The organism is Streptomyces sp. ITFR-6 (assembly GCF_031844725.1).
Lineage (GTDB): Bacteria > Actinomycetota > Actinomycetes > Streptomycetales > Streptomycetaceae > Streptomyces.
The window spans coordinates 6,705,671-6,719,961 of record NZ_CP134612.1 but is presented as its reverse complement, the minus strand read 5'-3'; the positions used below and the strand labels follow the sequence as shown (position 1 = coordinate 6,719,961).

14 protein-coding genes and 1 pseudogene are annotated in these 14,291 nt (G+C 72.7%); 7 read left to right on the top strand and 8 right to left on the bottom strand.

The window, feature by feature from the left end; translation table 11 throughout:
* Both RLT59_RS30590 and RLT59_RS30585 read right to left on the bottom strand, forming a co-directional pair.
* A complete protein-coding gene (locus RLT59_RS30590) occupies positions 1-1,500 on the bottom strand; it encodes a hypothetical protein (protein WP_311306398.1) in 1,500 nt (499 codons plus the stop codon).
* Between the two features lie 179 nt (positions 1,501-1,679).
* Positions 1,680-2,396, bottom strand: coding sequence for an antibiotic biosynthesis monooxygenase (locus tag RLT59_RS30585; RefSeq protein WP_311306397.1), 717 nt, complete (start codon positions 2,394-2,396; stop codon positions 1,680-1,682).
* A 145-nt stretch (positions 2,397-2,541) separates the two neighbouring features.
* Here RLT59_RS30585 and RLT59_RS30580 point away from each other — a divergent pair, with 145 nt between their 5' ends.
* Positions 2,542-3,660 (top strand): lipid II:glycine glycyltransferase FemX, encoded by a 1,119-nt coding sequence (locus RLT59_RS30580; RefSeq protein ID WP_311306396.1) that lies wholly within the window; start codon positions 2,542-2,544, stop codon positions 3,658-3,660.
* Positions 3,661-3,696: 36 nt separating this feature from the next.
* Here the strand turns inward: RLT59_RS30580 and RLT59_RS30575 are convergent, their stop codons facing one another.
* Positions 3,697-4,314, bottom strand: a complete 618-nt coding sequence (locus RLT59_RS30575) for a DUF4232 domain-containing protein (protein ID WP_311306395.1) — start codon at positions 4,312-4,314, stop codon at positions 3,697-3,699.
* A 194-nt stretch (positions 4,315-4,508) separates the two neighbouring features.
* Here RLT59_RS30575 and dapA point away from each other — a divergent pair, with 194 nt between their 5' ends.
* A complete protein-coding gene (gene dapA, locus RLT59_RS30570; RefSeq protein ID WP_311306394.1) occupies positions 4,509-5,405 on the top strand; it encodes a 4-hydroxy-tetrahydrodipicolinate synthase in 897 nt (298 codons plus the stop codon).
* Here the strand turns inward: dapA and dapD are convergent.
* Together dapD and RLT59_RS30560 are read right to left on the bottom strand one after the other, a co-directional pair.
* Entirely contained in the window at positions 5,402-6,391 is a 990-nt protein-coding gene (gene dapD / locus RLT59_RS30565) for a 2,3,4,5-tetrahydropyridine-2,6-dicarboxylate N-succinyltransferase (protein ID WP_311306393.1), read from the bottom strand. The two genes, dapA and dapD, sit on opposite strands and share 4 nt — an antisense overlap.
* A 9-nt stretch (positions 6,392-6,400) precedes the next feature.
* Positions 6,401-7,383 (bottom strand): annotated as a pseudogene (locus tag RLT59_RS30560) (MFS transporter).
* Positions 7,384-7,477: 94 nt separating this feature from the next.
* Between RLT59_RS30560 and RLT59_RS30555 the strand changes: the two are divergent.
* Together RLT59_RS30555 and RLT59_RS30550 are read left to right on the top strand one after the other, a co-directional pair.
* Entirely contained in the window at positions 7,478-8,365 is an 888-nt protein-coding gene (locus RLT59_RS30555; RefSeq protein ID WP_311306392.1) for an HxlR-like winged helix-turn-helix transcriptional regulator, read from the top strand.
* Positions 8,366-8,524: 159 nt separating this feature from the next.
* Positions 8,525-9,178 carry a hypothetical protein gene (locus tag RLT59_RS30550; protein ID WP_311306391.1) on the top strand — a complete coding sequence of 218 codons (654 nt, stop codon included), beginning with the start codon at positions 8,525-8,527 and terminating at the stop codon, positions 9,176-9,178.
* Here the strand turns inward: RLT59_RS30550 and RLT59_RS30545 are convergent.
* Together RLT59_RS30545 and RLT59_RS30540 are read right to left on the bottom strand one after the other, a co-directional pair.
* Positions 9,169-9,777 carry a TetR/AcrR family transcriptional regulator gene (locus RLT59_RS30545; protein WP_311306390.1) on the bottom strand — a complete coding sequence of 203 codons (609 nt, stop codon included), beginning with the start codon at positions 9,775-9,777 and terminating at the stop codon, positions 9,169-9,171. The two genes, RLT59_RS30550 and RLT59_RS30545, sit on opposite strands and share 10 nt — an antisense overlap.
* The gene (locus RLT59_RS30540; protein ID WP_311306389.1) at positions 9,777-10,097 is read right to left on the bottom strand and encodes a DMT family transporter; all 321 of its coding nucleotides are present in this window, start codon (positions 10,095-10,097) and stop codon (positions 9,777-9,779) included. Before RLT59_RS30540 ends, RLT59_RS30545 begins: the two co-directional genes overlap by 1 nt.
* A 109-nt stretch (positions 10,098-10,206) precedes the next feature.
* Here RLT59_RS30540 and RLT59_RS30535 point away from each other — a divergent pair, with 109 nt between their 5' ends.
* The 3 genes from RLT59_RS30535 (at position 10,207) to RLT59_RS30525 (ending at position 13,075) form a co-directional block, all read left to right on the top strand.
* Complete coding sequence (locus RLT59_RS30535; RefSeq protein ID WP_311306388.1) at positions 10,207-11,319, top strand: DUF7847 domain-containing protein; 1,113 nt, start codon at positions 10,207-10,209, stop codon at positions 11,317-11,319.
* Between the two features lie 76 nt (positions 11,320-11,395).
* A complete protein-coding gene (locus RLT59_RS30530) occupies positions 11,396-12,064 on the top strand; it encodes a HEAT repeat domain-containing protein (RefSeq protein ID WP_311306387.1) in 669 nt (222 codons plus the stop codon).
* Positions 12,065-12,070: 6 nt separating this feature from the next.
* On the top strand, positions 12,071-13,075 hold the full coding sequence (locus RLT59_RS30525) for a MerR family transcriptional regulator (RefSeq protein WP_311306386.1): 1,005 nt from the start codon (positions 12,071-12,073) through the stop codon (positions 13,073-13,075).
* A 381-nt stretch (positions 13,076-13,456) separates the two neighbouring features.
* Here the strand turns inward: RLT59_RS30525 and RLT59_RS30520 are convergent, their stop codons facing one another.
* The gene (locus RLT59_RS30520) at positions 13,457-14,086 is read right to left on the bottom strand and encodes an alpha-ketoglutarate-dependent dioxygenase AlkB (RefSeq protein WP_311306385.1); all 630 of its coding nucleotides are present in this window, start codon (positions 14,084-14,086) and stop codon (positions 13,457-13,459) included.
* Positions 14,087-14,291 lie beyond the last annotated feature (205 nt).

The following is a 14,291-nucleotide window of genomic DNA, read 5'->3' as shown; positions in this document are numbered from 1 at the left end:
TCAGCTGCCGGAGCCGCCCCGGGACCTGGCCTTGAAGGCGGCCTTGCGGGCGTCCTTCGCCAGCTTCTTGTCGCTGTGCAGCCGGCCCATCGCCTCAAGGACGTCCGCCGTGGCCGGGTGGTCCACCCGCCACACCTCGTCGAAGAAGCCGCTGTGCTGACCGGAGAGCCCCTCGACCAGGCCCTGGAGCTCGTCGAGATCACCGTCCGCCTCCAGCTGCGCCGCGATCGTGTCGACGGCGAGCCAGAAGATCATCGGCTCCGGCGGCGCGGGCACGTCGGCGGCGCCCAGCTCCGCGAGCCAGACCCGGGCGAGGCCGCCCAGCTCCCCGTCGTCGAGCACGGCGCGCACGGCGGGCTCCGACTCCGCGCCGACCAGGGCGAGTGCCTGCTGGCAGTGCAGCCGGCGCAGCGGTGCCTGCGGGTCCTCGCCGCGCGCGGCGTCCAGAAGCTCGGCGGCGGCCCCGCCCGCGCCGCGCCGGGCGAGCCAGAGCTGGACCTCGGCGCGGGCGGCGTCCTCCGGGTAGTACGCGATGCCGCCGAGGAGCGCGTCGGCGTCCTTGTCGACGAGATCCCCGATGGCGGGGGCCTCCACGCCCGCGTCCAGCATCCTGGCCCGGATGCCGTACAGGCCGAGGGGGGTCAGCCTCACCATCCCGTACCGGGTGACGTCGTCGTCGTCGGCGGACGGGGTGGCGTCCTCGCCCTCCTCGGCCAGCAGCGCCTCGTCCACCGGCTGGTACTCGACGATGCCGATGGGCTCCAGGACCCGGAACTGGTCGTCGAGGCGCATCATCGCGTCCGAGACCTGCTCCAGGATGTCGTCGGTGGGCTCGCCCATGTCGTCGGGCACGATCATCGACGCGGCGAGCGCGGGCAGCGGTACCGGAGCGTCGCCCGCGGGGCTGTCGGAGACGGTGAGCAGGTAGAGGTTGCCGAGCACCCCGTCGAGGAATTCGGCCTCGGTCTCCGGGTCCCAGTCCAGGGCGTCGAAGTCGATGGAGCCGTCCTCGCCGACGAGGTCCGCGAAGTCGTCGAAGAAGGGGGCGGTGGCATCGGCGTGCGCGGCCTCCAGGCCGTCGAGCCAGATCGCCAGGACGTCCTGCGGTGAGCCGCCGGTCAGCAGCGCGAGGTTCTCGCCCGCGGTGACGGTGCCCTCCGCCTCGGGACCTTCCTCGCCGGAGCCGTCCTCCACCGCCGGGTCCGCACCGGGATCCGTCTCCGGGTCCTCGACCTCGACGAGCCCGGTGTCGACGGCGAGCCGCCAGGCCTCGCTGGCCTCCGCGGCACCGTCCTCGTCCGCGCTGAGGCCGAGGTGCTCGGCCGCCGCGGGCAGCTGCGCGTCGACGAGCTCGCCGCCGGCGCCCACCCTGGTGCCGGGCCCGGCCCAGCGGGCGAGCCGGACGGCGCGGGCGAGCAGCGGCGCGGCAAGCGCGTCCCGTGCCAGCTCGGCCTCGGTGTGCAGCCGTACCGGCGGCAGGGTGGGGCGCTCTGCGGACATCAGGGGGGTCTCCTAGGAACAGTTCGGGTCGTGCGCGCCGCCGGGCGATAGCTCCTGGCGCGTACGGGGACAGGCGGCCCCAAGCGTAGACGCATTTCGTTCCCCGCCGCCCGGTACCCGGACAGGTCCGCCGCAGCCCGCGCGCGGGGCCCCCGCAACCGTCGTGCGCGCCCGCGCGGTTACCGTGCGGGGACCGTCGGCCGCAGGCTGAGCGCGGGGGTGTAGCGGTGCACACCGCCGCCGGTCACGCCGGGGTAGGCCTGTACCCGCTCCCACTGCGGCGTCCGCGAGCCGACCCCGTTCCCGGGCGCGGCCAGCGCGTCGATGTGGGCCTGCGCGCTGACCCACTCCGCGTAGTTGAGCACCCGGGTTCCGTCGGTGCTCACGTGGAAGTGTCCGGCGATACCGCCGGGCGCGGGCGCGGGGTCCGTGCCGAGCGCCTCGAACACGCTGTCCACCCAGTCGCGTTGGCGGGCCCGCTCCGCTCCTTCGAACTCGACGTCGACGGTCACCACGCACCCCGGCTCCCGGGCGTCGGACCCGTCGGGCGACGAGGAGCGGTACAGCTCGTACGTGTGCGGTCCGAGCCGCTCGATGCCCGGCACGGCCGCGTCGATGTCGGCGTTGCGCGCGTCCCGGCCGGACCGGACGAAGGCCTGGTAGCTCTCCTCGTCCGACCACTGCGAGTAGTGGAGGAGCGTCCTGCCGTCCTCCCCCGCGCCGACCGAGTAGGAGAGCAGCCCGGGGTGCGGCCACTCCCGGCTCGCCCAGGCCTCCCGGATGGCCGCGACGGCCTGCCGCTGCCGCTCCGGTGTGCCGACGTCCCAGGTGCTCGCCTTGACGATCCCCGCGTCCGCTCGGGTGAAATCGGGCCGGGTCACGAATTCCACGCTCATGGCTGCTCCCCTCGCGGACGCTCCCCTGCGGCTCGCCCGTGACAGCCACCCTGTTACGTCAAGTGCGCTTGAGGTCAACTACGTTCCGCGCTGTCGTCGTTAGGCTGATGAATCGGACAGAACCGGACAACGAACGGAGTACCGCATGTCGCTGCGGGTCGAGGGCATCACGCGCGAACAGCATCTGGCGTTCGTCGCGGGGCGGGGTTCCGCGAGCCATATGCAGGTCCCGTCGTGGGGCGAGGTGAAGCCGGACTGGCGCGCGGAGAGCATCGGCTGGCTCGATGCCGGGAAGCTGGTCGGCGTCGGACTGGTCCTGTACCGGCCGATCCCCCGGCTGAAGCGGTATCTGGCCTATCTGCCGGAGGGGCCTGTCATCCCGTGGCACGAGGCCGATCTGCGCCCCTGGCTGGATCCGCTGGTGGCGCACGTCAAGGCGCGCGGCGCGTTCACGGTACGGATGGGCCCGCCGGTGATCGCCCGCCGCTGGGAGGCGCGGACCGTCAAGGACGCCATCCCCGATCCGGCCGCGCGCAGGCTGCGCGACGTCGAGCCGGACGTGTGCGAGCCGGGCGCCGCCGAGCTGGTGGAGCAGCTGCGCCGGCTGGGCTGGCAGCAGGGCGAGGACGGGGAGTCGGACGGCTTCAGCGCCGGACAGCCCCGGTACGTCTTCCAGGTGCCGTTCGCCGGACGGTCGCTGGAGGAGGTCCGCGACGGGCTGAACCAGCAGTGGCGGCGCAACATCAAGAAGGCGGAGAAGGCGGGCGTCAAGGTGGTCGAGGGCGACCACGACGACCTTCCGGCCTTCTACGAGCTGTACCGCGAGACGGCCGGGCGCGACCGTTTCATCCCTCGCCCGCTCGACTACTTCCAGCGCATGTGGACCGCGCTGCGCGCCGAGGACCCCGGGCGGATGCGGCTGTACCTCGCGCACCACGACGGAGAGGTCCTCTCCGCGGCGACGATGCTGACGGTCGGGACGCACGTCTGGTACTCGTACGGTGCCTCCACCGGCCGCCGGCGCGAGGTGCAGCCCAGCAACGCGATCCAGTGGCGGATGATGAGCGACGCACACGAGCGGGGCGCGACCGTCTACGACCTGCGCGGCATCACCGACACCCTCGACGAGAGCGACCACCTGATGGGTCTGCTGCGCTTCAAGGCGGGCACCGGGGGCCGGGCGGCCGAGTACGTCGGTGAGTGGGACTACCCGGTCAACAGGCTGCTGCACAAGGCGTTCGGCCTGTACATGGCCAGGCGCTGACGCGGGACGAGCGGGGCGCGACCGTCCGCGATCCGGTCACCCGGGCGTCGAGGTGCGCCAGCCCGTCATGTTGAACTCGTCGAGCATCCGTACGTCGCTGCCCTCCAGCGGGAAGGTGCGCGCCTCCAGGCCCGGCGCCGGGGCGATCTCCAGCGCGTCGCCCTCGATCAGGTCGCCGCCGGTCGGGGTGGAGACCCAGGCCAAGAGCGACCGCATGGTCTTCCCGGGGGCCAGCATGACCTCTTCGGGGCCCTTGTCCTGGCCCATGTAGGACGAGCCCGGGTTCACCTTCACCGGCAGCGCGTCGCCGTTCTCGTCGAGCGCCTGGACCGAGGGGTAGCCGTCGACCCGGACGGGCTTGCCGCCGCAGTTGGTGAGGGTCAGTCCGACGGCCCGGTGCATCATCGCGGCCTCCACGGGGCCCATGTCCACGACGAGACCGGAGTCCGGGCAGCCGCCGGTGGCGGAGGGTGTGGGGCTTGGGCGGACGGACTCCCCGGGAAGCGCGGCGGGCGGGGACGCGATGTCGAGGGGGGACGGCGGGCTCACGTGCACGCTCGTGGATGCCGTGTGCGACGGGCTGGGGCCCGCCTCGCCCTCCCCCGCCGGCACGAGGAAGCCCGCGCATCCGGACAGGCTGAGTGTTCCGGCCATGATCAGAGCCGCGGAGGCAGCTCCGCGTATCCCTGTCCCCGTCAGTCCCCGCACGCTCATGTCCCCGCCCCCAGGTCGGCCCGCCCCGTGTGCGGGCGATCATGCCAGAGCACAGCATCATTGAGCGTTCCTTCACCTTCACCCGGAGAAGAACTAAGTAGACCTTCACGGTCTACTGGGCGGACACTTCGGACATGACGTCTCCCGCAGCAACCCGGCCGCGCCCCTTCGGCAGCGCTCTCTGCGCCATGATCACCCCGTTCACCGCCGACGGGGCCCTCGATCCGGACGCGGCCGCCGGGCACGCCTCCGCCCTGGTCGCGGACGGCTGCGACGGGCTGGTGCTCAGCGGCACCACCGGCGAGTCCCCGACCACCTCGGACGCCGAGAAGGTGACGCTGCTGCGCGCGGTGCGCGAGGCGGTCGGTCCGGACGTGCCGGTGATCGCGGGCATCGGCACCTCGGACACCCGGCACACCGTGGAACTGGCCCGGCAGGCGGAACGGGCGGGCGCCGACGGCCTGCTGGTCGTGACCCCGTACTACAGCCGGCCGCCCCAGGCCGCCGTAGAGGCGCACTTCAGGCGGGTCGCGGACGCGGCGGGCCTCCCGCTGATGCTGTACGACATCCCCGGCCGCACCGGCACCCGCGTCGAACCGGAGACGGTGCTGCGGCTCGCGGAGCACCCGCGCGTCGTGGCGGTGAAGGACTGCTCGCAGGACCTGCTGGGCGCGACGAAGGTGATCGCGGCGACCTCGCTCGCGTACTACTCGGGCTGCGAGGAGCTGAATCTGCCGCTGTACGCGGTGGGCGGCGCGGGGTACGTCAGCACGGTGGCCAACGTGGCGCCACGGGCGCTGCGGGCCGTCCTTGACGCGTTCGACGCCGGGGACACGGCTGGGGCGGCCCGGCTGAACGGGCTGCTGGCCCCGCTCGTCGAGCTGATGATGGCGTCCGGGCTGCCCGGCACGGTGACCGCGAAGGCGCTGCTGGACGCGGGCCCGGTCCGGGAACCGCTGCAGCCCGCCGGGCGCGAGGCGTCCGACGGGCTGCGGAGGGCGTACGGGGAACTGCTCGCCGCCGCTGCTTAGCCGTTGCTGTGCAGGACGTCGTTGAGGCCGTCCCAGACCGCGTTGTTCGGGCGGGCCTCCACGGTGCCGGTCACCGAGTTGCGGCGGAAGAGGATGTTCGAGGCGCCGGAGAGCTCGCGCGCCTTGACGACCTGGCCGTCCGGCAGCGTGACCCGGGTGCCTGCGGTGACGTACAGACCGGCCTCGACGACGCACTCGTCGCCCAGCGCGATCCCGACGCCGGCCTCCGCGCCGACCAGGCAGCGCTCACCGATCACGATGCGCTCCTTGCCGCCGCCGGAGAGCGTGCCCATCGTGGACGCGCCGCCGCCGATGTCGGAGCCGTTGCCGACGACGACGCCCGCGGAGATCCGGCCCTCGACCATGGAGGTGCCGAGGGTGCCGGCGTTGAAGTTGACGAAACCCTCGTGCATGACGGTGGTGCCGGAGGCGAGGTGGGCGCCGAGCCGCACCCGGTCGGCGTCGGCGATCCGGACGCCCTTGGGCGCGACGTAGTCCGTCATGCGCGGGAACTTGTCGACCGAGGTGACCTGGAGGTGCAGGCCCTCGGCGCGGGCGTTCAGCCGCACCTTCTCCAGGTCGTCGACGGCGACCGGGCCGAGCGAGGTCCAGGCCACGTTGGTGAGGAAACCGAAGATGCCGTCCAGGTTCTGACCGTGCGGCTGGACGAGGCGGTGCGAGAGCAGGTGCAGCCGCAGGTACACGTCGTGCGTATCGAGCGGCTTGTCGTCGAGCGAAGCGATGACCGTACGCACGGCGACGACCTCGACCCCGCGGCGGGCGTCCACACCGATGGCCTTGGCGGCGCCCTCCCCGAGCAGGTTGACGGCGCGGTCGGGGGTGAGCCGCTCGGTTCCGGCCGGGCCGGGCTCGGCGGTGAGCTCGGGCGCGGGGAACCAGGTGTCGAGAACGGAACCGTCGCCGGCGATGGTGGCGAGTCCGGCGGCGACGGCGCCGGTGGTGCGGGTGGAAGTCGTGTCGGTCATGACCAGAACCTAACCGGCCGGGGCCCGCCCCGGCCAACCGGTCCCATCCTCCGGGCGTCGCGCCGGCCGCCGTACGGGAGCACCCCTGTAGCCCCCGTACGGCGGTCGGGGCCTTGGGGGTTCACGCAGCCGCCGGGCCGCGAGCACGGCCACCCCGGCGCCGCAGGCCAGCACCGCGCAGGCGGGCCGCAGGAGCGCGGGCGCGGTGGTGTAGAGCGCGCCGCCCAGCGGGGGTGCGAGCACCTGTCCGCTGATGGAGGCGCCCGCGTACAGGCTCTGGAACCGGCCCTGGGTGTGGGCGGGTGCCCGGTCCGCGACGTAGGCCGTGGCGGGGGTCTTGTAGAGGATCTCGCCCAGGGTCAGCGAGACCATCATCATGACGGCGAACAGGGCCCCCGCGCCGGGGATCAGCACCGCGTAGCCGGTCCCGACCAGCAGCAGTCCGGTGCCCACGACGGCGAGCGGCGCCCGGTCGCGCAGCGCGTGGGCGGCGGGGAGTTCGAGGCAGAGGATGACGCCGCCGTTGATGGCGATGAGCCAGCCGTAGAACTGGGTGCCGTGGCCGTGGTCGGTGAGGAAGACGGGCAGGGTGGAGTACTGCTGGCGGTAGACCAGGTCGACGCAGACGATCGCGGCGAGGAGCACCGGCACCGCGGGCCTGGCCCGCAGTTCGCTCCAGAGCCCGGGAGCGTCGGGGCGGTGCGCGGGGCGGGAGTGCGCGGTGCCCCCGGCGGGCAGGATCCGTGCCGCGTACGCGGCGTACAGGAGGGTGCCGACGCCGTCGATGACGAAGAGCCAGTCGTACGAGAAGCGGGCGGCGCGCCGATGCCGCTGAGCACCCCGGCCTGGGCGACGGAGAGTCCGCGCGGCCCGGTCAGGTAGACGAAGAGATAGACGAAGGTGAAGCTCACCACGCCGTTGAAGAACGCGCCGAGGGCCAGCAGCCGCACCGTGCGCGGCACCCCCCGCCCCGTCCCCGGTTCCGCAGGCACTCACTCGTGAGTTCCTTTTGGGAACGGACTGTGGCAGCATGCTTTCCGCAGGTCAATCCAGTTGAATGGCCGTCAGAGGCGACGGAGGAACCCCATGCCCCAGCGAACCAGCCTGGCCGACGCCGACTGCGCGATCGCCCAGGCGCTCGACGTGGTCGGGGACTGGTGGACCCTGCTGATCGTGCGGGACACGGCGCGCGGGGTGCACCGTTTTGACGCGCTCCAGCACGAGCTGGGCGTGTCCCGCAAGGTCCTGACGGAGCGGCTGCGGCTGCTGGTCGACGCGGGCGTGCTGTCCCGGGAGCCGTACCAGGAGCGGCCCGCCCGGTACGAGTACCGGCTGACCCCGCGCGGCCGCGCCCTGCTGCCGGTGCTGATCGCGCTCCAGGACTGGGGCGACGCGTGGGTGACGGGAGACGGAACGACCATGGCCACCGCACAGGAATCCTCGCAGGAGGCCGCACGGGTGCACGCACTGGTGGGCACCCGGGTGCCGGAGCTGAGTCTGCCCTTCCACACCGGGGGCGAGCACGACCCGGTCGCCTCGGCCACCCCGTACACCGTCCTGTACTTCTTCCCCGGCGCCTACGCCCGTCCGGAGTCCTATCCGCCGGACTGGGCGGGCATCCCCGGTGCGCGGGGCTGCACCCTCGAATCGTGCACGTACCGCGACCAGCTGGCCGGGTTCACGGCGGCGGGCGCGACGGTGCACGGCGTCTCCACCCAACGCCCGGACGAGCAGCGGGCGTTCGCGGAGGCGGAGCGGCTGCGCTTCCCTCTCCTGTCGGACGCGGAGCTGACGCTGACGGCGGCCCTGCGGCTGCCCACCTTCCGGGCGGCGGGGATCAGCCGGCTGAAGCGGCTGACACTGGTGGTGGACCGGGACCGCACGGTCCGTGAGGCGCTGTACCCGATCACCGACATCGAAGCGAGCGTGCGGGCGGCGCTGGCGGCGGTCCGGGCCGCGGCGGGAGCGGGCTGAGACCCCGCTCGGGTGTCGACGATCGGTTGTTGTGATCAGCTGCCATCCCGGGCCGCGATGGGCCCTTCGGGTGATGCGGCCGTGATGGGGTGTCGTGGACGGAGCAAAAACGTTGATGCCTGCGTGGAGCCACGTGAACTTTGGGAACGAAACACGCTGTTGGCCGAGGCGTTCTGCAGCACGGACGATCAGGTGCGGGAGGCGCAGGCGGTGATGGACGAGGCGCTGGCCAGGCGGACGAGGGCACTGGCCGCGTTCGCGGTGACCGTCGGCAGCGACGCCGCTGTAGCCGACCTGATGGGGTTGAACGAGCGAGAGGTACGTGTCGCGCGCCGTACGGTCGGCAAGGCGGACGCCCTTGTCGTCGCCGACCAGTTGCTCAGCCCGCCTGCCGAAACGTCCCTTCAGCCGGCTCCGCCCGTCCCGGATCCCGGAGGGGAGCCACGCCCGCAAGCTGTGAGCGTCCCTGTGCCCCATCCGCGCCCGGAGGTGGTGCCGGCCGCCCCCGCGCCTGTCGTGGAGAGCGCGGCTTCGAGTGGCGCGGTGACCTGGACGCCCGGGATGGACTCCGTATTGCAGTGGAGCTGGCAGTCCGGGCTGGATCTTCAGGCTGTCGCGGAGGAACTCGGCCTGCATTCCGAGGATCTTCTCCGCCGAGCGCAGATGCTGACCACCGAGGGGCGACTGACGCCGCAGCCCCCGACGCACGAGGCGAGCCGGTCCGGCCGCCACCGCCGGCACAACTCCATGCAGTACAGCCCCGTCCCCGACAGCCCGGAAACGCTGTACCACTCGCCGAGCCTCTACGTCTGAACCCCCGCCGTACCGTCGTCGCCCCGGCCCGGCCCCGGCTGCGGGCCGCCCGGTGTCCACGGCGGGCCGGCGATCCGCGCCAGCATCTCCCGGGCGTTTGCCTCGTCGTAGTCGCCGCCGGTGAGCAGGACCTGGAGACAGATCCCGTCCATCAAGGCGACCAGCGCCCGTGCGGTGGCCGGGTCGGTGCGCGCCGCGAGGAGCCCGGCCGTGTCGTCGGTCCACTCGGCGGCGACCGGCCGCAGCGCGGGCCTGCGCAGCGCGGCGAGGTACAACTCGTACTCCAGCTCCGCCCGGCCCCGGCCGCCGCCGAAGAACTCCCCGAGCAGCCGGGCGAGTTCGGCCGCGAGGTCGGCGGCCGGGTCGGCGAGGGCGGCGCTGTCCCGCATGAGCGCGGCGAAGTTCTCGTTCGACCGGCGGAGCGCGGCGATCAGCAGTTCGTCCAGCGAGGCGAAGTGGTACGTCGTCGAGCCGAGCGGCACATCGGCCTCGGCCGCGACGGAACGGTGGCTGAGACCGGCGATGCCCTTGGCGCCGACCACCCGGATCGCCGCGTCGATGATCCGGGCGCGCCGCTCGGGGTCGTACCGCCGCGCCATCAGTGCGCACCGCCCAGGTTGAGCACCACCACACCGGCGATCACCAGCGCCACGCCCGCCACCTTGACCAGGTTTCCGGACTCCCCCATGAACAGGATTCCGATGACGGCGACGGCGGCGGTGCCGATGCCGGCCCAGATCGCGTACGCCGTGCCCATCGACAGGGTCTTGAGGGTCTGGGCGAGCAGCGAGAAGGCGAGCAGATAGCCGACGACGGTGATCAGCGAGGGCCAGAGCCGGGTGAATCCCTCGCTGTACTTCATGGCGGTCGTCCCGGCCACCTCCGCCGCGATGGCCGCGGCCAGCAGTCCATATCCCATGTGTACGAGTGTACGCATCGGCGCCCGTAAAAGGTCCGGGGCCGGCCGGACTCACTGGGCGCTACCGTGGTCCGTCCATGTACATGACCGAGGGACAGGCGGAGCGGCAGTGGGGCAGGACGCAGGGTGGGGCGGCGGGCCGCAGGGCGCGCCGTACGGGGGCGCGCCGTACGGGGGGCCGCCCGGCTGGGGCGGCGGCTGGATGCCGCCCAAACCCGGGGTGATACCCCTGGGGCCGCTGAGGCTCGGGGACATACTGAACGGCGCGTTCACCACCGTGGGACGCCACGGCAAGCAGCTGTACGGCGTCGGCGCGGCGGCCTATGGAGGAACGTTGGCGGTGGTCGTGGCGGCGATCGCGATCGCCTACTCCGCCACGGCGGACCATCTGGACCGGCTGCTCTCGCTCAGTTCCGACGAGGACGCCAGAACCGAGGACTGGGTACCGGTCCTGGTCGCCTTCTGCGTGATCGCCCTGGTGTGCCTGATCGTGGGCGTCCTCTCGACTGCCCTGATGTACGCGGCCGTGCCCTCGGTCCTCCAGGAAGCGGTGCTGGGCCGGCCGACCACCTTCTCCGCCGTCTGGCGCCGGGCCTGGGCACGGGTTCCCGCCGTGATCGGAACCGTCTTCCTGACCTCTCTGATCGCGATGGTCCCGATCGTTCTCGTCTGGGCCGGGGTCGTCACCCTCATCGTCGGCCTGGCCGCCTCGGGCGGCGACGGCCTCTCGGTCGCGCTGATCGTCATCGGTGTCCTCTGCGCACTGGCGACGGCTCCACTGGCGCTCTGGCTCTGGGTGAAGTTCAGCCTGGCGCCCTCGGCGGCGGTCTTCGAGAACCATGGCCCCATCGCCGCGATGCGCCGCTCTTCCGCCCTGGTGCGCGGGGACTGGTGGCGGATCTTCGGCATCACCCTGCTGGCGGGCGCCATGGCGGCGGTCGCGAGCTATGTGATCCAGCTGCCGTTCACGTTCCTCGGCATGTTCTCGGGCATGCTCGGCTCGGCCAACCTGAGCGACGACCCGAACGCGGCGTCGATCGTCGTCGCCATGAGCGGCTACCTGCTGGCCCTGCTGGTCGGCCAGTTGGTCAGCCAGCTGATCGTGGCCACGTTCCCGCCGCTGGTGACGGGCCTGCTGTACGTGGACCGCCGCATCCGCACGGAGGACCTGGGCCCGGTCCTCGCCCAGGCCGCCGCCGTACCGCCGCAGTACGCGGACTGAGGCGGCCCGCGGCCGGCATCGGGTTGACCTTGACACGGTGACAAGGTCTTGACTGCCTGCCGAGGAGGTGGCCCCCATGGCGACCACAAAGCAGGACACGGATGCGGCACGGCTGCTTCGCGCTCTGGAGGACGACCGTTCGCCGGTACGGCTGCGGGCGGCGCTCGCGGTCGGCACGGCTCCCGACGCGCGCTTCGTCGACGGGCTCATCGAGCGATGCGCGGTCGAACCCGATTTCCTCGTCCGCGACATGCTGACCTGGGCGCTCACCCGGCACCCGGTACCGCTGACGCTTCCCGGGCTGCTCCGCGAACTGCGCTCGGAGCGGGCGCAGGCGCGGAGTCAGGCGCTGCACACGCTGTCCAAGATCGGGGACCGGCAGGCGTGGCGGGCCATCACCCGTACGCTCCTGTGCGACGCCGACGACGAAGTGGCGCGGACCGCCTGGCGGACGGCGGTCGCGCTCGTACCGGAAGGCGAGGAGTCCGCACTGGCCGAGGCGCTGGCGGCCCACCTCGGGCGCGGCGGGCGGGAGACGCAGCTGAGCCTGAGCCGGTCCCTGGTCGCACTGGGGGAAGCGGCCGCGCCCGCTCTGCTCGCCGCGACAACCGCCCCCGAGCCGGGTGTGCGTGCGCACGCGATCGCCACCCAGCGGCTGTTGCGCGACCCGGACGCCGGATTCGAGTACGCGATCGAGGAGGCGAAGCGCGTCGTGGCCCTGGGCGGGGCCGGCCAGGAGGGATGATGGGACGTGTTGATCGGTGAGGTCGCCCGGCGGTCCGGGGTCAGTGCCCGGATGCTCCGGCACTACGAGTCGCTCGGCCTGGTGAGCCCTTCCGGCCGCACCGGTTCCGGCTACCGGGAGTACTCCGGGCAGGACATCCGGCGGATCTTCCACATCGAGAGCCTGCGGTCACTGGGGCTGTCGCTGCGCGAGATCGGCCGCGCACTCGACGATCCCGGCTTCACGCCCTCGCTGCTCGTCGAGGACCTCGTCCGCAAGACGCGCGAACGCATCGCGGCGGAGACCGAACTGCTCACGGTGCTGCGCAGGGTCGACGCCACGGACCCTGCCGGCTGGGACGACGTCCTCCAGGTCGTGGCGCTCCTGCGGGCGCTGGGCTCGAAGAGCGCCGACACCCGCCAGCGCGCGGCCCTGTCCTCGGGCGACGAGGTGCCGGTACCGGTGGAGGCCCTGGTGGAGGCGGCGCTGAGTGAAACGGAACCGAACGTCGCCGGAGCCATTCGCTGGGCGCTGGCACGCTCCGGCGACCGGGGCCCGGCACTGCTGGCGGCGGGCCTCGACTCCCCGGTGGCGGCCGTGCGGGAACGCGCCGTGCAGTCCCTCGCGGAGCTGCCCGGCGGTGAGGCCGCCGCGCGACTCCGGGACGCCCTCGCCCACCCCGACGCCGTGGTGCGCGGGCACGCGGCGCTGGCGCTCGGTGAACGGGGCGAGGCCGAGGCGGTCCCGATGCTCATCGGCATGATCGTCGAGGGACGCAACGACACCGGCGCCGCCGACGCACTCGGCGTACTCGCGGCTGACACCGCTGCGGCGGACCGGATCGCCGCCGCTCTCGTCGACCGCCTCACCGAGGACACCACGGGGCCGCCCGCACGCGGCCGGCTGACCCAGGCACTGGCGGGCGTCCCCGGGACGAGGGCCTCACGTGCGCTCGTGGAGCTGTCGCGGGACGGCGACCGGGCCGTGGCCCTGACCGCGACGTACCTGCTTCAGCTGCGCGGCGAAGGGTGACCGGTCCGCCGCCCGGGGCGCGATCGCCCTCCCAGCCGACGGACGGCAGGCGACAATGCGTACCAGCGGCGAACCGCGACACGGTTCCGGTTCCGTTGCCGGTCCGGTCCCGGTTCCGCCGGACACACGGGGGGCACATGATCGTTGTCGTTGCCATTGTGGTCGTGCTCGCTGCGGCGATCGCCGGATGCCTGATCGCGCTTCGTCGCAGAGGCGGCTCGGGCGCACGCGGCGCGGTGGAGCGCGGAGCCGCTGACCAGGGACTCGCGAAGGGCCTGGGAACGGGGAACGGGGAACGCCCAGCGGCAGAACATGGGCCCCTTCTAGCGACATCCGGGCCTCCGGCCTCTGGGCGGCTTGTGGCCAGGGGCCGAGGACCGGCTACTGCACCCCGTGCGGCCGGAACTGAACGCTGATGCGCCCTCCGGTGGACCGGGCCGACTTGGGGATGGCGTGCTCCCAGGTCCGCTGGCATGAGCCGCCCATCACGATCAGGTCGCCGTGCCCCAGCGGCCGACGGACGGTCTCGCCACCATGGAGGGGCCTGAGCAGCAAGTCACGGGGCGTGCCCACGGAGAGGATGGCGACCATGGTGTCCTCGCGGGCGCCCCGGCCGATGCGGTCGCCGTGCCAGGCCACGCTGTCGCGCCCGTCGCGGTAGTGACACAGCCCGGCGGTCGTGAACTCCTCCCCCAGCTCGGCCGCGTAGTGCGCGGACAGGGACCGGCGCGCCTCGTCGAGAACGGGGTGCGGCAGCGGTTCGCCGGCCCGGTAGAAGGCGAGCAGCCGGGGCACGTCCACGACCCTCTCGTACATCTGCCGCCGTTCCGCCTTCCACGGAACGTCGGCGGCCAGCCGCTCGAACAGGACCCCGGCGCCACTCAGCCACCCCGGCAGCAGGTCGATCCAGGCCCTGTCCCCGAGGACCGTCCGCCGGATCCCGCCCAGCGGCCCCAGGCGCACGTCTTCGCTCTGATCGAAGAGCGATCCCTGAAGCTGGTGCGTTGCCATGCGTCCAGTGTACGCATTAATCGAACGCATGAGCTAATTAACGCTCCGACCCGTCTCTTCCGGAGCGTCGCGCAACGACATCGCCTGACGACGGCTGCACCGGGTCCTGCCCGCCGAGCCGAACGCGGCAGGAGAGCTGCGACAACGGCGGAGCCCGCCCGCCATTTCGCGCAAGGAATCACCGAACCGAATTCCATGACACCTT

Coding starts and splice junctions, on each gene's coding strand:
- RLT59_RS30580 (WP_311306396.1), top strand. CDS start 2,542: ATGTCGCTGCGGGTCGAGGGCATCACGCGCGAACAGCATCTGGCGTTC.
- RLT59_RS30575 (WP_311306395.1), bottom strand. CDS start 4,314: ATGGCCGGAACACTCAGCCTGTCCGGATGCGCGGGCTTCCTCGTGCCG.
- RLT59_RS30520 (WP_311306385.1), bottom strand. CDS start 14,086: ATGGCAACGCACCAGCTTCAGGGATCGCTCTTCGATCAGAGCGAAGAC.
- RLT59_RS30590 (WP_311306398.1), bottom strand. CDS start 1,500: ATGTCCGCAGAGCGCCCCACCCTGCCGCCGGTACGGCTGCACACCGAG.
- dapD (WP_311306393.1), bottom strand. CDS start 6,391: ATGACCGACACGACTTCCACCCGCACCACCGGCGCCGTCGCCGCCGGA.
- RLT59_RS30530 (WP_311306387.1), top strand. CDS start 11,396: ATGGCGACCACAAAGCAGGACACGGATGCGGCACGGCTGCTTCGCGCT.
- RLT59_RS30585 (WP_311306397.1), bottom strand. CDS start 2,396: ATGAGCGTGGAATTCGTGACCCGGCCCGATTTCACCCGAGCGGACGCG.
- RLT59_RS30555 (WP_311306392.1), top strand. CDS start 7,478: ATGCCCCAGCGAACCAGCCTGGCCGACGCCGACTGCGCGATCGCCCAG.
- RLT59_RS30545 (WP_311306390.1), bottom strand. CDS start 9,777: ATGGCGCGGCGGTACGACCCCGAGCGGCGCGCCCGGATCATCGACGCG.
- RLT59_RS30540 (WP_311306389.1), bottom strand. CDS start 10,097: ATGGGATATGGACTGCTGGCCGCGGCCATCGCGGCGGAGGTGGCCGGG.
- dapA (WP_311306394.1), top strand. CDS start 4,509: ATGACGTCTCCCGCAGCAACCCGGCCGCGCCCCTTCGGCAGCGCTCTC.